The organism is Pseudomonas sp. CBC3 (assembly GCF_037967085.1).
In the GTDB taxonomy this organism is placed as follows: domain Bacteria; phylum Pseudomonadota; class Gammaproteobacteria; order Pseudomonadales; family Pseudomonadaceae; genus Stutzerimonas.
Genome location: NZ_JBANEO010000002.1, coordinates 958,286 through 974,563, shown reverse-complemented (window position 1 = coordinate 974,563; position 16,278 = coordinate 958,286). Strand labels below are relative to the sequence as shown.

The window sequence follows — 16,278 nt, the reverse complement described above, 5'->3', positions numbered from 1 at the left end:
ATCAATGCAAGACATCGAACTGAGCGAAGAACAGCGGATGATCCGCGATATGGCGCGAGACTTCGCCCGCTCCGAGATCGCCCCCAAGGCTCAGGCCTGGGAACAGGCCGGCTGGATCGGCGACGAGACCGTGACCCAACTGGGCGACCTCGGTCTTCTCGGCATGATCGTCCCCGAACAATGGGGCGGAACCTATATCGATTACGTCGCCTACGCCCTGGCGGTCGAAGAAATATCGGCCGGCGACGGCGCCATTGGCGCACTGATGTCCATCCACAGCTCGGTCGGCTGTGGCCCCATCCTGAAATACGGCACACCAGAACAGCAGGACGAATGGCTGCCAGAGCTGGCTGCTGGCCGTGCCATCGGTTGCTTCGCCCTCACCGAACCCCAGGCCGGTTCGGAAGCGCACAACTTGCGCACCCGTGCCGTGCTGAATAACGGCGAATGGGTAATCAACGGTGCCAAGCAGTTCGTCAGCAACGGCAAGCGCGCGAAGATCGCCATCGTCTTCGCAGTGACCGACCCGGATATGGGCAAGAAAGGCCTGTCGGCGTTTTTGGTGCCCACCGATAACCCCGGATTCATCGTCGATCGCATGGAAAGCAAGATGGGCATCCGTGCTTCGGATACCTGCGGCGTGACCCTGCGCGATTGCCGTATTCCCGAGGCCAACCTGCTCGGCCCGCGCGGCAAGGGCCTAGCCATTGCGCTGTCGAACCTCGAAGGTGGACGCATCGGCATCGGCGCCCAGGCGCTAGGTATCGCCCGCGCCGCTTTCGAAACGGCGCTAGGTTATGCCCGTGAGCGCATCCAGTTCGACAAGCCCATCATTGAGCACCAAAGCGTGGCGAACATGCTGGCCGACATGCATACGAGGCTGAATGCCGCGCGCCTGTTGATCCAGCATGCCGCCCGCCTGCGCAGCGCCAGCCTGCCGTGCCTTTCGGAGGCGTCCCAGGCCAAGCTGTTCGCCTCGGAAATGGCCGAATACGTCTGCTCCAAAGCCATGCAAATACACGGTGGCTACGGCTACCTCGAGGACTATCCGGTCGAGCGCTACTACCGCGACGCGCGCATCACCCAGATTTACGAAGGCTCCAGCGAGATCCAGCGTTTGCTGATCGCGCGCGAACTGAACAACTACGGTTTGTGATCGAAACCAACGGGCGGGAGGAAGCAGATAACGAGCGAAGGACCCAGGGGGCGATCCAAAGATGGACGCGCACCTGGTGGCCAACAGACGAAACACCTCGAAGCAGTAATCCGAGCGGCGGATGCCGGCAAGCGCGGCCGGTATCCAGACAACAATAAGAAGGATACGAAGATGCTCAAAGGTACGATGCAGCAGACCCCGCTGATGATCAGCGGCATTCTGACCCACGCGGCCCTGGCCCATGGAGACCGGGAAATCGTTTCGCGATTGGTGGACGAACCCCTGTGGCGCTACGACTACGCCGGCCTGGCGAGGCGCGCCGGACAAGCTGCCGCGATGCTGCGCAACCTGGGCGTCAAACCCGGCGATCTGGTGTCTTCCATGGCCTGGAACACGCATCGGCATTTCGAGCTGTTCTTCGCGGTTCCCGGCATCGGTGCCGTGCTGCACACGGCTAACCCTCGCCTGTCCGACGAGCAGATCATCTATACGTTGAATCACGCCGGCAGCGGTGTGCTGCTGTTCGATCGCAACTTCCTTGCAGTGGTGGAGCGCGTGCGCCCGCATCTGGATAAGGTCCATACCTTCATCATGCTCTCCGACGCCCAGCGCACAGAGCCAGGCGAAGTGGGCGCGCTCAGCTACGAAACGTTGATTGCCAAGGAACAACCGATCACCGACTGGCCGCAGTTCGATGAGAACGCAGGCGCCATGCTCTGCTACACCTCCGGGACCACCGGCAATCCGAAGGGCGTTGTCTACAGCCACCGATCCGTCGTTCTGCATGCCATGGCCGCAGGTCTCACCGGCGCCTTCGGCTTCTCCGCGTTCGACTGCATCATGCCCTGCTCGTCGCTCTACCACGCCACAGCCTGGGGCGTGCCCTTTACCGCCGCCATCAACGGCTGCAAGTTCGTCCTGCCGTGCGACAAGATGGACGGCGCGAGTCTGCAGGAGCTGATCCAGACCGAGGGCGTCACCTTCTCCGGTGGCGTCCCGACCATCTGGACCATGTACCTCAACCACCTGGAGCGCACCGGCGAGAACACGGGCAAGCTCAAGTGCCTGGTGATTGCTGGATCGGCCGTGCCCAGAGCGCTGGCCGAGAAATTCGAAACCCGCTATGGCGTCAGCGTCCGTCAGCTCTGGGGCATGACCGAAACCAGCCCGCTCGGCGTGGTCGCCACCCCGACGCCCAAGCTCGCAGCCCTGGGCGAAGCCGCCACCAACGAGGCCATCTGGACCCGCCAGGGCCGCCTGCAATTCGGCATCGAATTAAAGATCGTCGACGAAGCGGGCAACGATCTGCCGCATGACGGGACCAGCTCCGGTGCCCTGCTCGTGCGCGGTCCCTGGACCGTCGAGCGCTACTTCCGCAGCGAGACCAGCGCACTGGATGCTGACGGCTGGTTCGACACGGGCGACATCGCCACCCTCGACCCCAACGGCTACATGCGCATCACCGACCGCAGCAAGGATGTGATCAAGTCCGGCGGCGAATGGATCAGCTCCATCGATATCGAAAACGTTGCCGTGGGCTGCCCAGGCGTACGCATCGCCGCGGTGGTTGGTGTAGCGCATGAAAAATGGGAGGAACGCCCGCTGCTCATCATCGAACCGCATGACGATGCCGAACTGTCCACCCAAGCCGTACTCGCTTATCTCGAACCACAGATCGTCAAGTGGTGGATGCCCGACGCGGTGATCTTCGACAGCGTGCCCCTTACCGCCACCGGCAAGATCGACAAGAAAACCCTGCGCGACCGCTATCGCTCGTACCTCGTAGACATGCCGGCGAGCGAAGCGAGCGCGGCGAGTATGTAGTCAACACTGCTGGCCGTAGGACGGAGGGGTTGCGGAGCCAAGCCAGCTCATTGGACTTCGCTCCCGTCAACCTGCACAGCCCGACGCAGCTCCGATCAGCGCTCTGCGTTGCGGGGTGCAGCCATCAGCGAGTCCCACCGCGACTGGAGCGTCCCATAAGGTGGATGACATGGTCATCCACCTCGGGAGCATCTCATGAGTTGCTTCCGCGTGGCCTGCCCCATCCTACGGAACAGTACGCATCACCGATCCATCAGGTGATACCCATCGGAAAGCCGGCCGCACGTCTATGCTCGGAGCCGCCAACGGTTCCGGTTCAACATGCGCTACGCGCCTCGCCCGCTACGCTTAGGAGCCATCCATGCCAACCGAAAATACTCAACACCACCAAGGCCCGCTGGTTGGGCTGCGCGTGCTGGAATTTGCCAGCATCGGGCCCGGGCCGCATTGCGCGATGCTGCTGGCCGATCTGGGTGCCGAGGTCATCCGCATCGAGCGTGACGGCGGTAACGGCTGGCCCAACCCAGTGGTGGACCGCGGTCGCAAGCGGTTGACGCTGGATATCCGCAGCGATGCCGGGCGCGAGCGTTGCCGGGCGCTGGCGGAAAACGCCGACGTATTGATCGAAGGCTTTCGTCCCGGCGTGATGGAGCGACTGGGTCTCGGCCCGGACCAGCTTCATGCGCGCAATCCGAGGCTGGTTTACGGACGCATGACTGGCTGGGGCCAGAGCGGGCCGCTGGCTAAAAGCGCAGGACACGACATCAACTATCTGGCGATCACCGGGGCATTAGCGGCAATTGGCGGTCGGGGAGGTCCTGCCATTCCACCGCTCAATCTGGTGGGTGATTTTGGCGGTGGCTCGTTGTATCTGGCGTTCGGCATCATGGCCGCGTTGTGGGAGCGAGAACGGTCGGGCAAGGGGCAAGTGGTCGACGCCGCGATTGTCGACGGTGTGTCCTCGATGATGAGCTTCTTTGCGGGACTCTTGCCCAGCGGGGCCATATCCCTGGAGCGCGACCGCAATCTGCTCTCTGGCGCCGCGCCGCATTACCGCTGCTACACCTGTGCCGATGGTCGCGATATCGCCGTCGGACCGCTGGAACCGCAATTCTTCGCCGAGTTGATGCAGCAAATCGATGCCCCACAGAGCCTACGACAAGGCTGCGCCGATCCGGACCGTTGGGAAGAGCAAAGCGAAGAGCTCGCCACACTCTTCGCTGGCCGAACCCAGGCCGACTGGTGCGCCCTGCTCGAAGGAACCGACGCCTGCTTCGCGCCAGTGCTCACTCTGGAAGAAGCCGCGCAGCACCCGCATATGCAGCAACGCGGCGTCTATCGCGACATCGACGGTGCCCTGCACGCCGCACCGGCTCCGCGTTTTTCAAGAACGCCGGGAGCGATCAGGGATTCGGAAGAGGATGCGGCAGGCTGGGATTGATGGGCACCAGGATCACTCGATTGCGGTGGGCTAAAGCCCACCCTACCTAAGCGCCGCGGATCATCCATAGCGCCCCGCACCCACGCAGGAACTGTAGGGTGGGCCGGGCGGCGTTCCGCTTCAGCCCACCAAAGACGGCAGTATCACTCCGTTGCGGTGGGCTAAAGCCCACCCTACGCGAGCCCCGGAGCAGCCCAGGCGCAGGCATGCCGACACAACCCCGTAGGGTGGGCTTCAGCCCACCAGGACCCCAGAACGCGCATAGTAGTGAGCTAAAGCGGAACGCCGCCCGGCCCGCCCTCACGACGCCCGAACCGCTTCTCTGGCTCTCACTCCCCCAAATTACGCGCAATCACCAACCGCTGAATGTCACTGGTCCCTTCGTAAATCTGGCACACCCGAACATCGCGGTAGATACGTTCTACCGGAAAATCCTGCAGGTAGCCGTAACCGCCGAGCGTCTGGATCGCCGCCGAGCAGACCTTTTCCGCCATTTCCGACGCGAAGAGTTTCGCCATCGAGGCTTCGACGAGTGCGGGCTGGCCGGCCTCCCGGAGCGCGGCGGCGTACAGCACCATCTGTCGGGCGACGGCGATCTGGGTTGCCATGTCGGCCAAGCGGAAGGCAACGGCCTGATGTTCAGTGAGCGCCTTGCCGAAGGCCTCGCGCTCGCGGGCGTAGTCGCGGGCTGCTTCGAAGGCGGCGCGGGCCATGCCGACGGCTTGGGCAGCGATGCCAATGCGGCCGCCTTCCAGGTTCGCCAAGGCGATGCGGTAGCCCTCGCCCTCCTCGCCCAAACGCTGGGATTCATGCACGCGCATGTCCTCGAACGCCAGCTGGCAGGTGTCCGAAGCGTGTTGTCCGAGCTTGTCCTCAACGCGCACCACCTGATAGCCGGGCGTGTCGGTGGGCACGATAAAGGCGCTGATGCCGCGCTTGCCGGCGTCCGGGTCGGTCACGGCAAAGACGATCACCGTGCCGGCGTGCTGGCCCGAGGTGATGAATTGTTTAGCCCCATTGATTACGTAGCCGTCGCCGTCACGCCGGGCGCGGGTGCGCAAGCTACTGGCATCGGAGCCCGCGTGCGGTTCGGTCAGGGCGAAGGCGGCGATCTGCGCGCCGCTGGCCAGTGGCGTCAGGTAGCGCTGCTTCTGCTCGTCAGTCCCGAATCGCAGGATCGGCACGCAACCGACCGAGTTGTGCACGCTCATGATGGTCGAGCAGGCACCGTCGCCAGCGGCGATCTCTTCCAGGGCCAGCGCATAGGCGATGTAGCCGGTGTCGCTGCCACCCCACTGTTCGGGACAAAGCATGCCGAAGAAGCCGAGTTCGGCCATTTCGCCAATCGCGTCGGCCGGGTAGCGGTGTTCGCGGTCCCAGTCGGCGGCGAAGGGCTTCAGCCGCTCCTGGGCGAACTGCCGGGCCATGTCGCGGATGCTGGTTTGATCGTCGTTGAGCAGCATGGCAGATCCTCAGTCGAGCAGTTCGACGGCCATGGCTGTCGCCTCGCCACCGCCGATGCAGATGGCCGCAATGCCCTTGCGCAAGCCGCGATCACGCAGTGCGGCGATCAAGGTGACCAGGATACGCGCTCCGGACGCACCAATCGGATGGCCTAGAGCGCAGGCGCCACCGTTGACGTTGACCTTGGCGTGATCCAGGCCGAGCTCGCGCATGGTGACCATGCTGACCACGGCGAAAGCCTCGTTGATCTCGAACAGATCCACCTCATCGAGACGCCAGCCGGTACGCTCCAGCAGCTTGTGAATGGCGCCGATAGGCGCGGTCGGGAACAGGTTTGGCGCATCGGCGAACACCGCGTGGCCATGGATCACCGCCTGGGGTTTCAAACCAAGACGCTCGGCTTCGGAGCGACGGGTCAGTACCAATGCGGCGGCACCGTCGGAGATGGAGCTGGAATTGGCCGCGGTCACCGTGCCGCCTTCGCGGAACGCCGGCTTGAGCGAGGGAATCTTCTCCGGCATCGCCTTGGGCGGCTGCTCATCGTCGCGAATCGTACGTTGCTCGCGGCCCTGGGTGACGTCGAGCGGAACGATCTCACTGGCGAAGCGGCCGCTAGTGATCGCATCGCGAGCACGCTGCAGGGATGCTAGCGCGTAGGCGTCCTGTTCTTCGCGGCTGAAGCCGTGGTTCTGCGCGCAGTTTTCGGCAAAGGTGCCCATCAGCCGGCCCTTGTCGTACGCATCCTCGAGGCCATCGAGGAACATGTGGTCGAGCACCTTGCCATGACCCATGCGGTATCCGCTGCGGGCCTTTTCCAGCAGATAGGGCGCGTTGGACATGCTCTCCATGCCGCCGGCGACGATCAGATCGACGCTCCCAGCGCGCAACGCGTCATGCGCGAGGATGGCGGCCTGCATGCCCGAGCCGCACATCTTGTTTAGCGTGGTGGACGCGGTCGCCTTTCCCAACCCGGCACCGAGCGCCGCCTGACGGGCCGGCGCTTGGCCAAGACCGGCTGGCAGCACGCAGCCCATCAGCACTTCCTGCACTTGTTCGGCGCCAACGCCACTGCGCTCCACCGCTGCGCGAATCGCCGCCGCACCCAGCTCCGGCGCGCTGACGCTTTTCAGATCGCCCTGAAAACCGCCCATGGGCGTACGGGCGCTGCCCAGAATCACGATTGGATCGTTGATCATCATGTATCTCCCGATTATTTCGCGGCCATGCGCAACGCGCCGTCGAGGCGGATGACTTCGCCGTTGAGCATGTCGTTTTCGATGATGTGGCGCACCAGCGCCGCGTACTCATTCGCTCGCCCCAGACGCGGCGGGAACGGCACGCCAGCAGCCAGCGAGTCGCGCACTTCCTGGGTCATGCCGGCCATCATCGGCGTCTCGAACACGCCGGGAGCGATGGTCATCACGCGGATACCGTGACGCGCGAGTTCGCGCGCGACAGGTAGCGTCATGGCGACCACCCCGCCCTTGGAGGCGGCATAGGCGGCCTGACCGATCTGCCCGTCGTAGGCGGCGATGGACGCCGTGTTGATGATCACGCCGCGATTGCCTTGCGCATCCGGCTCACCGCGCGACATCGCTTCGGCAGCCAGGCGCAGCATGTTGAAACTGCCGGTCAGGTTGAGGCCGATGACCCGGCTGAAACTGCCCAGCCCGTGCGGCCCCTGACGGCCGAGAACCTTTTCGCCGCTGGCGACACCGGCGCAATTGACCAGCCCATGCAGGCCGCCGAAATGTTCGACAGCCGCATTCACAGCCGCCTGCGCCGCCACCTCGTCACACACATTGGTGACCACACCGTGAGCGCTTGCGCCCAGCGCTTCGCTGCGCTCGTTCAGCAGCTCGGCGTTGATGTCCGCCAGCACGACCTTCGCGCCCGCGGCGATCAGCGCTTCGGCAGCTGCCGCACCCAGACCGGAAGCGCCGCCGGTGATCAGAAAAACCTTGTCTTGAATGTTCACAGCATGACCTCACGAAAATGTTAGGGATCGCTGCAGACGCGCTGCCGGATCTCGCTGGTTCCATCTTCATCAGACCGGTTTGCCCGGACAATGGTCGTTGCACGCAATCGCGATGACTGTTTTGGCCAAATCGCCTGCACGGCGCGGCGTAGCCGACATTCATAGCAAGGCGACGCTTCCGTGTTATCAGTTTGGCGCCGGTGGATAGCTCAGCCTTGTTCCCTCACCCCAGCCCACTCCCCAACGGGGCGAGGGAGCCGGTAGCCAGACGTATCAGGCGGGGTTTGACGACGAGACGGAGTAGTCAGCAGCAGCGCTGGTTGTCCCAAGACAAGAGTGGTTGGAGCACCATCAGATCTTGCAGCACGACGTTCATTGCTTCTACAGGAACACGCTTGGCCTATTCATCGGCGCGGAGGATCAACCCACGATACTGGCCTGGATTCGTACCGGTCCACTTGCGGAACGCCTTATAGAACGAGCTGACATCGGCGAAACCGAGGCGCTCGGCGATTTCGGCATAGGTGACGCCGGCATCGGCCAGCCATAGCGTGGCCATCTCCTGACGTACTAGATCCTTGATCGCCTGGTAAGGCATTCCGGCTTCGGCCAGTCGCCGACGCAACGTCGAGGGTGAGACGCACAGCGTCTGCGCGAGCAGTTCGCTGGTCGGCCATTGATCTGCCGGCAGCTCGCGCAGCTGCGCCTTGATGCGGCTGGCGAGGCTGGTGGTGTCGCGGTATTTGACCAGGATGTTGGCCGGAGCATGAGCCAGAAAGTCATGCAGTTCCTGCTCGCTGCGTCGCACCGGCAGGTCCAGCATCTCGGCGGCAAAGATGATCCGTGTGCTGGGTCGGGCGAAGCGCAGGTTGTCTGAGAACATCACCCGATAGTCATCGGTATAGGCTGGTTCGTTGCAGCGCAGTTCTACGGCCAGCAGCGGGATGCGCCGCCCGATCAGCCAGCACGCCAGGCCATGCACCAACATCCAGAACGTGAAGTACGTGAAAGCGCGGAGCGGCGTTGAATCCGTGCGTTCCAGCAGTACGACCTCGGCCAGACTCTCGCTACGGTGCAGCGTGCCGCGAAAATGCTCCAAGGTCAGGCCGAAAAAATCCAGCGCCAGCCGCAGCGCACCGTCGAGCGTCGGCTGTGCCATGGCCGCACGCGCGACGAAGGCAAAGCTGCCCGTGCGCATACGCCGCGTATCCATGCCAAAGAATTCGTCATCGAAGCGCCGCGCCAGACGACGCCATAGCTTGCTGTACTCGACCACATCGATCCGCGCCGATGAGTCATCGAGGTCGATCGGTGAAACATCCAGAGCGTGCAGCAGCGCAGTGGCCGTCTGCTCTGGCGTCATGAAGGCCCGCAGCGCTTCTTCCACCAACCGTACGGAAATGGTGCCCTTGTCCTCGCGCATCATGCTCGCCCCATCATCTGATCCTGGCTGCTGGCGGCGACCTCGCGAAGGAAATCCCAGCACACACGCATGCGCGCCAAGTCCTTGTTCTCAACCGGCATCAGCATCCAGAAGGTCCGGGTGAACTCGATCTCCTCGACCAGCACCTCCTTCAGCAAGGGCTCCTTGCGTGCGGCAAACGCCGGCAGGATCGCCAGCCCAGCGCCGGCCGCAACGGCTTCCTGCTGCGCAAGAATGCTGGTGCTGCGCAGCGAGTGCTGGCGCGGCCGCATGATTTCATCGAGAAAGTTCAGCTCTTTGCTGTAGAGCAGGTCCTCGATATAGCTGACGAAAACGTGGTTGCTCAGATCATCCCGATTGCGGATCGGTGGGTGCTGCGCGAGATAAGTATCCGAAGCGTAGAGCCGCAACACATAATCGGTCAGTTTGGTGATTACATAGGGGCCGCGCTCCGGGCGCTCCAACGTGACGACGATATCCGCCTCATGCCGCGCCAGCCGCACCGAACGCGGGACCGCCAGCAAGTCCACGCCAAGGTGCGGATAGTCGCGGGTGAGATTGGCCAACTGACCGGCCAACATCACAGTGCCGTAGCCTTCGGTCGCGCCGATGCGTACCTGGCCGGACAGCTTGTCGGCGCTCAGGCTCGGTTGTTCGATCGAGGTAATGGCGCTTTCCATTGCCTCGGCTTGCACCAACAATTCGCGACCGGCTTCGGACAGTCGATAGCCCGCCTTGGCGCGAATGAACAGTTGCCGGTCCAGGGTTTTCTCCAGTGCCTGCACGCGTCGCGCCACCGTCGTGTGATCGACTGCCAAGCGTCGCGCGGCGACGGTCAGCTTGCCCGCCCGGGAGAGTTCGAGAAAGAAACGCAGGTTGTCCCAATCCACTTCAGGCTCCATCCATTTGGCTTGAGCGTGCCGACTTGTGCAAAAACACAGAATACCTCTGCATTTCGCACCATGGGTTTACTATTTTTACGCTGCTAGGCTCGTTCATCGAGCGCTGTATCGCCTACCGATCATTCCAACAAGAAGGAACCGACATGAGCCAGAAGATCCAGCTCGAAATGCGCGACCACACGGCCTTGCTAACCATTGCCAACCCACCAGCGAATACCTGGGATCGGGAATCGCTGGCCGCTCTAGAACAGATGATCGAGCGCCTCAACGATGATCCGAACGTGTACGCGCTGGTGATCACCGGCCAGGGCGAAAAGTTTTTCTCCGCCGGTGCCGACCTCAATCAATTTGCCGATGGAAACAAGCAGAGCGCTCAGGAAGTCGCCGCGTTGTTCGGTCGGGCCTTCGAGGCGCTGAGCCATTTCCGCGGTGTGTCCATCGCCGCCATCAATGGCTATGCGATGGGCGGCGGCCTGGAATGCGCGCTGGCGTGCGATATCCGTATCGCCGAAGAGCATGCGCAAATGGCGTTGCCTGAAGCCAAGGTAGGACTGCTGCCCTGCGCCGGCGGCACGCAGAACCTGCCCTGGCTGGTCGGTGAAGGCTGGGCCAAGCGGATGATCCTTTGTGGCGAACGCATCAATGCTCAGAAAGCGGAAAAGATCGGCCTGGTCGAAGAAGTAGTGCCGCGCGGGCAGTCGCTGGAGGTCGCGCTCCAACTCGCCGAAGGCGTCAGCGCACAAAGCCCCTCCTCAGTCAGCCGCTGCAAGCGTCTGGTGATGAACGCCCGGCAGGCGCCGCAATCCGCCGGCTGGGCCGCCGAACGCGAGCTGTTTGCCGAACTCTTCGATACGCAGGACCAGAAAGAAGGCGTCAACGCGTTCCTGGAGAAGCGCAGCGCCAAATGGCAGAACGCCTGAGCCGATCCGGCCCCGCGCATGCGGGGCTTTGGCTGTTTTCGCTCGTTCCCTCGCTCCCGTCGACGCCCTGCATCTGGGGAGCGAAGCGTCAGTCGGAATTTCCACGCAGAGCACGGGGATCACCAACCATCAGTCCCAACCGCGATGGGTTGCACCCAGGCCGGATTCCAGCCTCCAGCTATTTGAAGTTGCGCTTGATCAGCTTTTCCAACCAGCCAACGATGCCGGAGCGGAACAGCAGCACGCACAGTACGAATATCACGCCGAGGATCACATGCACCCACTCGCCCAGCGGGCCGCTGGATAGCGAGCTTTGCAGCGTCACCACCACGGTCGCTCCGACTATCGGCCCGAGGAGCGTGCCAACGCCGCCCAGCAGCGTCATCAGGATCACTTCGCCAGACATGTGCCAGTGGGCATCGGTCAAGGAGGCGAGCTGGAACACCACCGTCTTGGTCGAGCCAGCCAGCCCGGTGAGCGCTGCGGAGATAACGAACGCGAGCAGTTTGTGCGCATCGACGTTGTAGCCCAGCGATACCGCCCGCGGCTCGTTCTCGCGGATCGCCTTGAGCACCTGCCCATAGGGCGAATGGATGGTGCGCTGGATGATCGCGAAGCCAAGCACGAACACCGCCAGCACGAAGTAATACAGGGACATGTTGTTCTGCATGTCGAACAGCCCAAACAGGTGTCCACGCGGAACCCCCTGCATGCCGTTTTCACCGCCGGTGAACGGCGCCTGGACGAAGACGAAGAAGACCATTTGTGCCAGGGCCAGGGTGATCATCGCGAAATAGATGCCCTGTCTGCGAATCGCCAGCAGCCCGAAAATCACGCCTAGTACCGTAGATGCCAGAGTTCCGACCAGGATGCCGAGTTCTGTGCTCAGTCCGCTGTAGGTGCTGAGCATGTAGCCGGTGATATAACCGCCGCAGGCGAAAAAAGCCGCATGTCCAAAGGACAACAACCCGGCATATCCCAGCAGCAGGTTGAACGCACAGGCAAACAGTGCGAAGCACAAGAATTTCATCAGAAACACGGGGTAGACCATCATCGGCGCGACCAGCGCCACACCCAGCAGGACCAGATAGAAGATGTTCTGGCGCCGCCGCGCAGCACGGCGGCGCTCACGCTCGGCATTTGCACGGATGGTCATCGGAGACGCTTGAACGCTTTCCTGAGTCGACATGTTCATGCCTCCTTACCGAACAGACCTGCCGGACGAACAAGCAGGACCAGAACCATGATCACAAAGATCACCGTGTTTGCCGCCTCTGGGTAGAACACTTTGGTCAAACCCTCGATCAGCCCCATGGCAAGGCCGGTAATGATTGCGCCCATGATCGAGCCCATGCCTCCGATCACCACCACCGCGAACACCACGATCAGCAGATTCGAGCCCATGCCGGGCGTTACCGCATAGATCGGCGCCGCCAGCACGCCGGCGAAGGCAGCCAGCGCCACACCGTAGCCATAGGTCAGGGTGATCAGCAGCGGCACGTTGATACCGAATGCCTGCATCAACTTAGGATTTTCCGTACCAGCGCGTAGATAAGAGCCCAGGCGGGTCCGCTCGATCATGTACCAGGTAGCGAAGCACACCGTCAGCGCGGCGACGATGACCCAGCCACGGTAGGTCGGCAGGAACATGAAGCCCAAGTTATGCCCGCCTTTGAGCATTTCAGGCATCGGATAGGACGAGCCCGATACGCCGAAGAGTTTGACGAAGCTGCCTTCAACGATCAGCGCCAGGCCGAACGTCAACAGCAGGCCATACAAGTGGTCTTCACCGGCGATGCGTCGCAGTAGGCCGCGTTCGATCCCCATCCCCAGCAAACCGATCAATAGCGGCGCCAGCAGCAGCGCTGCCCAGTAATTGATGCCCAGGTAGTTCAGCCCGAGAAAGGCTGCGAAGGCGCCCAGCATGTATTGCGCGCCATGGGCGAAATTGATGATACGCAGCAGGCCGAAGATGATCGCCAGACCAAGGCTCAGCAGCGCATAGAACGACCCGTTGATCAGACCGAGCAGCAACTGCCCGAACAACACACTCAGGGGGACGCCGAAAACGAGAGTCATGATTCACTACCCAGAAAAGTCCGTGACGCCCCGGCCATCGGCGACCGGGGATGGCTCGGGTCCGGCCGGTCAGTTCTTGGTAACCAGCTTGCACTGACTTTCGGAGAGTGGGCGGAACGCCACGTCGCCCGGGATGGTGCTGACGATTTTATAGAGGTCCCACTCGCCCTTGGATTCGGCCGGTGTCTTGACCTGTACCAGGTACATGTCGTGGACCATGCGGCCGTCCTCGCGGATGGTGCCGTTCTTGGCGAACATGTCATTGACCGGCGTCTTGGCCATCTGCGCGCGAACGGTTTCGGTGTCGTCGCTGCCGGTCTCTTTCACAGCGTTCAGGTAATGGGTGGTCGCCGAGTAGATGCCGGCATGAACCATGGTCGGCATGCTGCCCATGCGCTCTTCGTAGCGCTTAGCCCAGGCACGCGTTTCCTCGTTCATGTCCCAGTACCAGCCAGTCGTCAGCATCAGGCCCTGAGTCACTTCAAGCCCCATGGCGTGAATGTCGTTGAGGAACACCACCATGCCGGCCAGACGCTGCCCAGACTGAGTCACGCCGAATTCACTGGCGGTCTTCAGCGAGTTGACGGTGTCGGCGCCGGCGTTGGCCAGTGCGATCACATCGGCGCCAGAACCCTGTGCCTGCAGAATGTAGGACGAGAAATCGCTGCTCGGGAATGGATGGCGAACGGTGCCGACCACGCTGCCGCCCTCAGCCTCGACCACCTTCTTGATATCCGTCTCCATGGCATGGCCGAATGCGTAGTCAGCGGTGAGGATGAACCAGCTCTTGCCACCGTCCTTGAGCACGGCGTTGGCGGTTCCGTTGGCCAGCGCGAAGGTGTCATACGTCCAGTGAATGTGGTTGGGCGAGCAGAACTCGTTGGTGATGCTCGATGCGGCGGCACCCGAGATCAAGGCAAGCTTGCCGCCCTGCTCCACCACCTTGCTGGCTGCCAGCACCACGGAGCTAGCCACCATGCCGGTGACCATGTCGACGTTGCGCTCATCGATCCACTGGCGCACGGTGTTGGCGCCCACGTCCGGCTTGTTCAAATCATCGGCGTTGAAGGTCACGATCTTCTTACCATCGACACTGCCGCCGAAATCCTCGATGGCCATTTTCAGCGCTTCGAGACCGCCCGGGCCGGACAGGTCACGGTAGGTGCCGGACATGTCGGCGAGATAGCCGATACGAATTTCGTCGTTGCTGATTTCCGCCTGGGCGGCGCCGGCGATCATGCTCGAAACCAGAACGGCAGCTGCAGTTTTCTTGATGATTTTCATAGTCACTCACTGTGATTGTTTTTGTTGTTTTGCCCTTTATTGATAAGCACGCCGGTGCGCACTTCAACCCGGCATGCCTTCCTGACAAAGAGGCCCGTCAGACCCCTAGACAGCTGTTCAAAAACTCCTTTTTCGAATCCAGTTCGGCGGCGCTTATTTCTTCGATGATCTGGCCATGCTCCATCACGTAGTGACGGTCCGCCAGGGGTGCCGCGAAGCGGAAGTTCTGCTCCACCAGAACGATGGTCAAGCCGCGCTTCTTCAACTTAATCAGCACCTCGCCAAGCTTCTGCACGATCACCGGTGCGAGGCCTTCGGTGATTTCATCGAGCAATAACAGATTGGCGCCGGTACGCAGGATGCGCGCCATGGCCAGCATCTGCTGTTCCCCGCCGGACAACCGCGTGCCTTGGCTGAAACGGCGCTCATAGAGGTTGGGGAACATTTCGTACAGCTCGTCCAGCCCCATGCCGCCGCTGCGAACCGTGGGTGGTAGCAGTAGGTTTTCCTCGACGCTCAGACTGGAAAAGATGCCCCGCTCTTCCGGGCAATAGCCGACGCCCAGCCGCGGAATCTGGTGGGCGGGTATGCCGATGGTTTCGTTGCCGTTGACCACGATCGAGCCGGTGCGGCGGCCGACCATGTTCATGATGGCGCGCAAGGTGGTGCTTCGTCCGGAGCCGTTACGCCCGAGCAACGTCACCAGCTCTCCCCGTCCGACTACCATGTCGACGCCATGAAGGATGTGGGACTCGCCATAGAACGCATGCAGGTCATCCAGCCGCAGCTGGTCGCGATCGGCCATGGGCGTCATGGATGCGCCTCCTCTACGGTGGCTTCGCTACCCATGTAAGCCTCGCGTACCTGTGGGTTGGCCGAAACGGTCTCGTAGTCGCCCTCGGCCAGCACGGCACCGCGAGCGAGCACCGTGATGCGGTCGCAGAGGCGGCTGACCACACTGAGGTTGTGCTCGACCATCAGCACCGTTCGGTTCGCCGCCGCTCGGCGGACCAGCGCAACGACCATATCGACATCCTCGCCGCCCATTCCCTGAGTGGGCTCATCGAGCAGCAGCACGACCGGGTCCAGGGCCAGCGTGGTTGCCAGTTCGAGGGCGCGCTTGCGACCGTAGGGCAGTTCGATGGCGAGCGTCTGGGCAAAGGATTGCAGGTCCACGTCAGCCAGCAGTTGCATGGCGCGCTCATCCAGATCGCGCAACGTTCGCTCGGATTTCCAGAAGTGGTACGAGTTGCCGAGCTTTTGCTGCAGCGCTACCCGCACGTTCTCCAGCACTGTCATATGGCCGAATACCGCTGAAATCTGAAACGAACGCACCAGTCCGAGCCGGGCGATTTCGTTGGCCTTCATGGCGGTGATGGATTTGCCGCGATAGAGAATGTCGCCGCGAGTGGGCTTCAGAAATTTGGTGAGGAGATTGAAGACGGTGGTCTTGCCGGCGCCGTTCGGGCCGATCAGCGCGTGGATGTGACCCTTCTGAACGCGAAGATCAACGGAATCCACTGCGGTGAAGCCGCGAAATTCCTTGGTTAAACCGCGCGTTTCCAGCACGAACTCTGGTGCCATGGAATGCCCTCTAACCCTGATTATTGTTGTTGGTTATGGCGCAGGTCGCTGGATGACCTTTACGTAAACGATAACAATCGTTTCGATCAGCAGGCAAGCTCCAATTTCAAACGATCGATTGATCGGAATGACCCGTTTTTTTGCCACGCCATGGGGCGAATCCCCATTGAAGGTAGCCGAAAAAAACCGGGCTACAACAGCCCGGTAAATCGATCAACGAGGA

General features: G+C 62.1%; 14 protein-coding genes. 4 read left to right on the top strand and 10 right to left on the bottom strand.

Going from position 1 to position 16,278, the window contains the following annotated elements; genetic code table 11:
* Positions 1 to 4 precede the first annotated feature (4 nt).
* From V6943_RS11685 to V6943_RS11675, 3 genes are all read left to right on the top strand, one after another.
* Positions 5 to 1,156 (top strand): acyl-CoA dehydrogenase family protein, encoded by a 1,152-nt coding sequence (locus V6943_RS11685; RefSeq protein WP_340553555.1) that lies wholly within the window; start codon positions 5 to 7, stop codon positions 1,154 to 1,156.
* A 171-nt stretch (positions 1,157 to 1,327) separates the two neighbouring features.
* The gene (locus tag V6943_RS11680; protein ID WP_445324130.1) at positions 1,328 to 2,980 is read left to right on the top strand and encodes a long-chain fatty acid--CoA ligase; all 1,653 of its coding nucleotides are present in this window, start codon (positions 1,328 to 1,330) and stop codon (positions 2,978 to 2,980) included.
* Between the two features lie 361 nt (positions 2,981 to 3,341).
* Positions 3,342 to 4,421, top strand: a complete 1,080-nt coding sequence (locus V6943_RS11675) for a CaiB/BaiF CoA transferase family protein (RefSeq protein WP_340553554.1) — start codon at positions 3,342 to 3,344, stop codon at positions 4,419 to 4,421.
* A gap of 329 nt (positions 4,422 to 4,750) precedes the next feature.
* On the opposite strand, the gene V6943_RS11670 is transcribed toward V6943_RS11675, so the two are convergent.
* From V6943_RS11670 to V6943_RS11650, 5 genes are all read right to left on the bottom strand, one after another.
* Positions 4,751 to 5,884: an acyl-CoA dehydrogenase gene (locus V6943_RS11670; RefSeq protein WP_340553553.1), complete on the bottom strand. Its 1,134-nt coding sequence runs from the start codon at positions 5,882 to 5,884 to the stop codon at positions 4,751 to 4,753.
* A gap of 9 nt (positions 5,885 to 5,893) precedes the next feature.
* The gene (locus V6943_RS11665; protein WP_340553552.1) at positions 5,894 to 7,081 is read right to left on the bottom strand and encodes an acetyl-CoA C-acyltransferase; all 1,188 of its coding nucleotides are present in this window, start codon (positions 7,079 to 7,081) and stop codon (positions 5,894 to 5,896) included.
* 14 nt (positions 7,082 to 7,095) lie between these two features.
* Entirely contained in the window at positions 7,096 to 7,863 is a 768-nt protein-coding gene (locus V6943_RS11660; RefSeq protein WP_340553551.1) for an SDR family NAD(P)-dependent oxidoreductase, read from the bottom strand.
* A 400-nt stretch (positions 7,864 to 8,263) separates the two neighbouring features.
* Positions 8,264 to 9,289 carry an AraC family transcriptional regulator gene (locus V6943_RS11655; protein ID WP_181103835.1) on the bottom strand — a complete coding sequence of 342 codons (1,026 nt, stop codon included), beginning with the start codon at positions 9,287 to 9,289 and terminating at the stop codon, positions 8,264 to 8,266.
* Positions 9,286 to 10,176: a LysR family transcriptional regulator gene (locus tag V6943_RS11650; RefSeq protein WP_340553550.1), complete on the bottom strand. Its 891-nt coding sequence runs from the start codon at positions 10,174 to 10,176 to the stop codon at positions 9,286 to 9,288. The genes V6943_RS11655 and V6943_RS11650 overlap by 4 nt, the downstream gene beginning before the upstream one ends.
* 155 nt (positions 10,177 to 10,331) lie before the next feature.
* Between V6943_RS11650 and V6943_RS11645 the strand changes: the two genes are divergently transcribed.
* Positions 10,332 to 11,108, top strand: a complete 777-nt coding sequence (locus V6943_RS11645) for an enoyl-CoA hydratase (RefSeq protein ID WP_131648623.1) — start codon at positions 10,332 to 10,334, stop codon at positions 11,106 to 11,108.
* A 178-nt stretch (positions 11,109 to 11,286) separates the two neighbouring features.
* Here the strand turns inward: V6943_RS11645 and V6943_RS11640 are convergent, their stop codons facing one another.
* From V6943_RS11640 to V6943_RS11620, 5 genes are all read right to left on the bottom strand, one after another.
* Entirely contained in the window at positions 11,287 to 12,297 is a 1,011-nt protein-coding gene (locus V6943_RS11640) for a branched-chain amino acid ABC transporter permease (protein ID WP_131648622.1), read from the bottom strand.
* 2 nt (positions 12,298 to 12,299) lie between these two features.
* The gene (locus V6943_RS11635) at positions 12,300 to 13,187 is read right to left on the bottom strand and encodes a branched-chain amino acid ABC transporter permease (RefSeq protein WP_131648621.1); all 888 of its coding nucleotides are present in this window, start codon (positions 13,185 to 13,187) and stop codon (positions 12,300 to 12,302) included.
* A 69-nt stretch (positions 13,188 to 13,256) separates the two neighbouring features.
* Positions 13,257 to 14,471, bottom strand: coding sequence for an ABC transporter substrate-binding protein (locus tag V6943_RS11630; protein WP_131648620.1), 1,215 nt, complete (start codon positions 14,469 to 14,471; stop codon positions 13,257 to 13,259).
* A gap of 97 nt (positions 14,472 to 14,568) precedes the next feature.
* Positions 14,569 to 15,285, bottom strand: a complete 717-nt coding sequence (locus V6943_RS11625; RefSeq protein ID WP_131648619.1) for an ABC transporter ATP-binding protein — start codon at positions 15,283 to 15,285, stop codon at positions 14,569 to 14,571.
* Entirely contained in the window at positions 15,282 to 16,055 is a 774-nt protein-coding gene (locus V6943_RS11620; protein ID WP_131648618.1) for an ABC transporter ATP-binding protein, read from the bottom strand. Before V6943_RS11620 ends, V6943_RS11625 begins: the two co-directional genes overlap by 4 nt.
* Positions 16,056 to 16,278 lie beyond the last annotated feature (223 nt).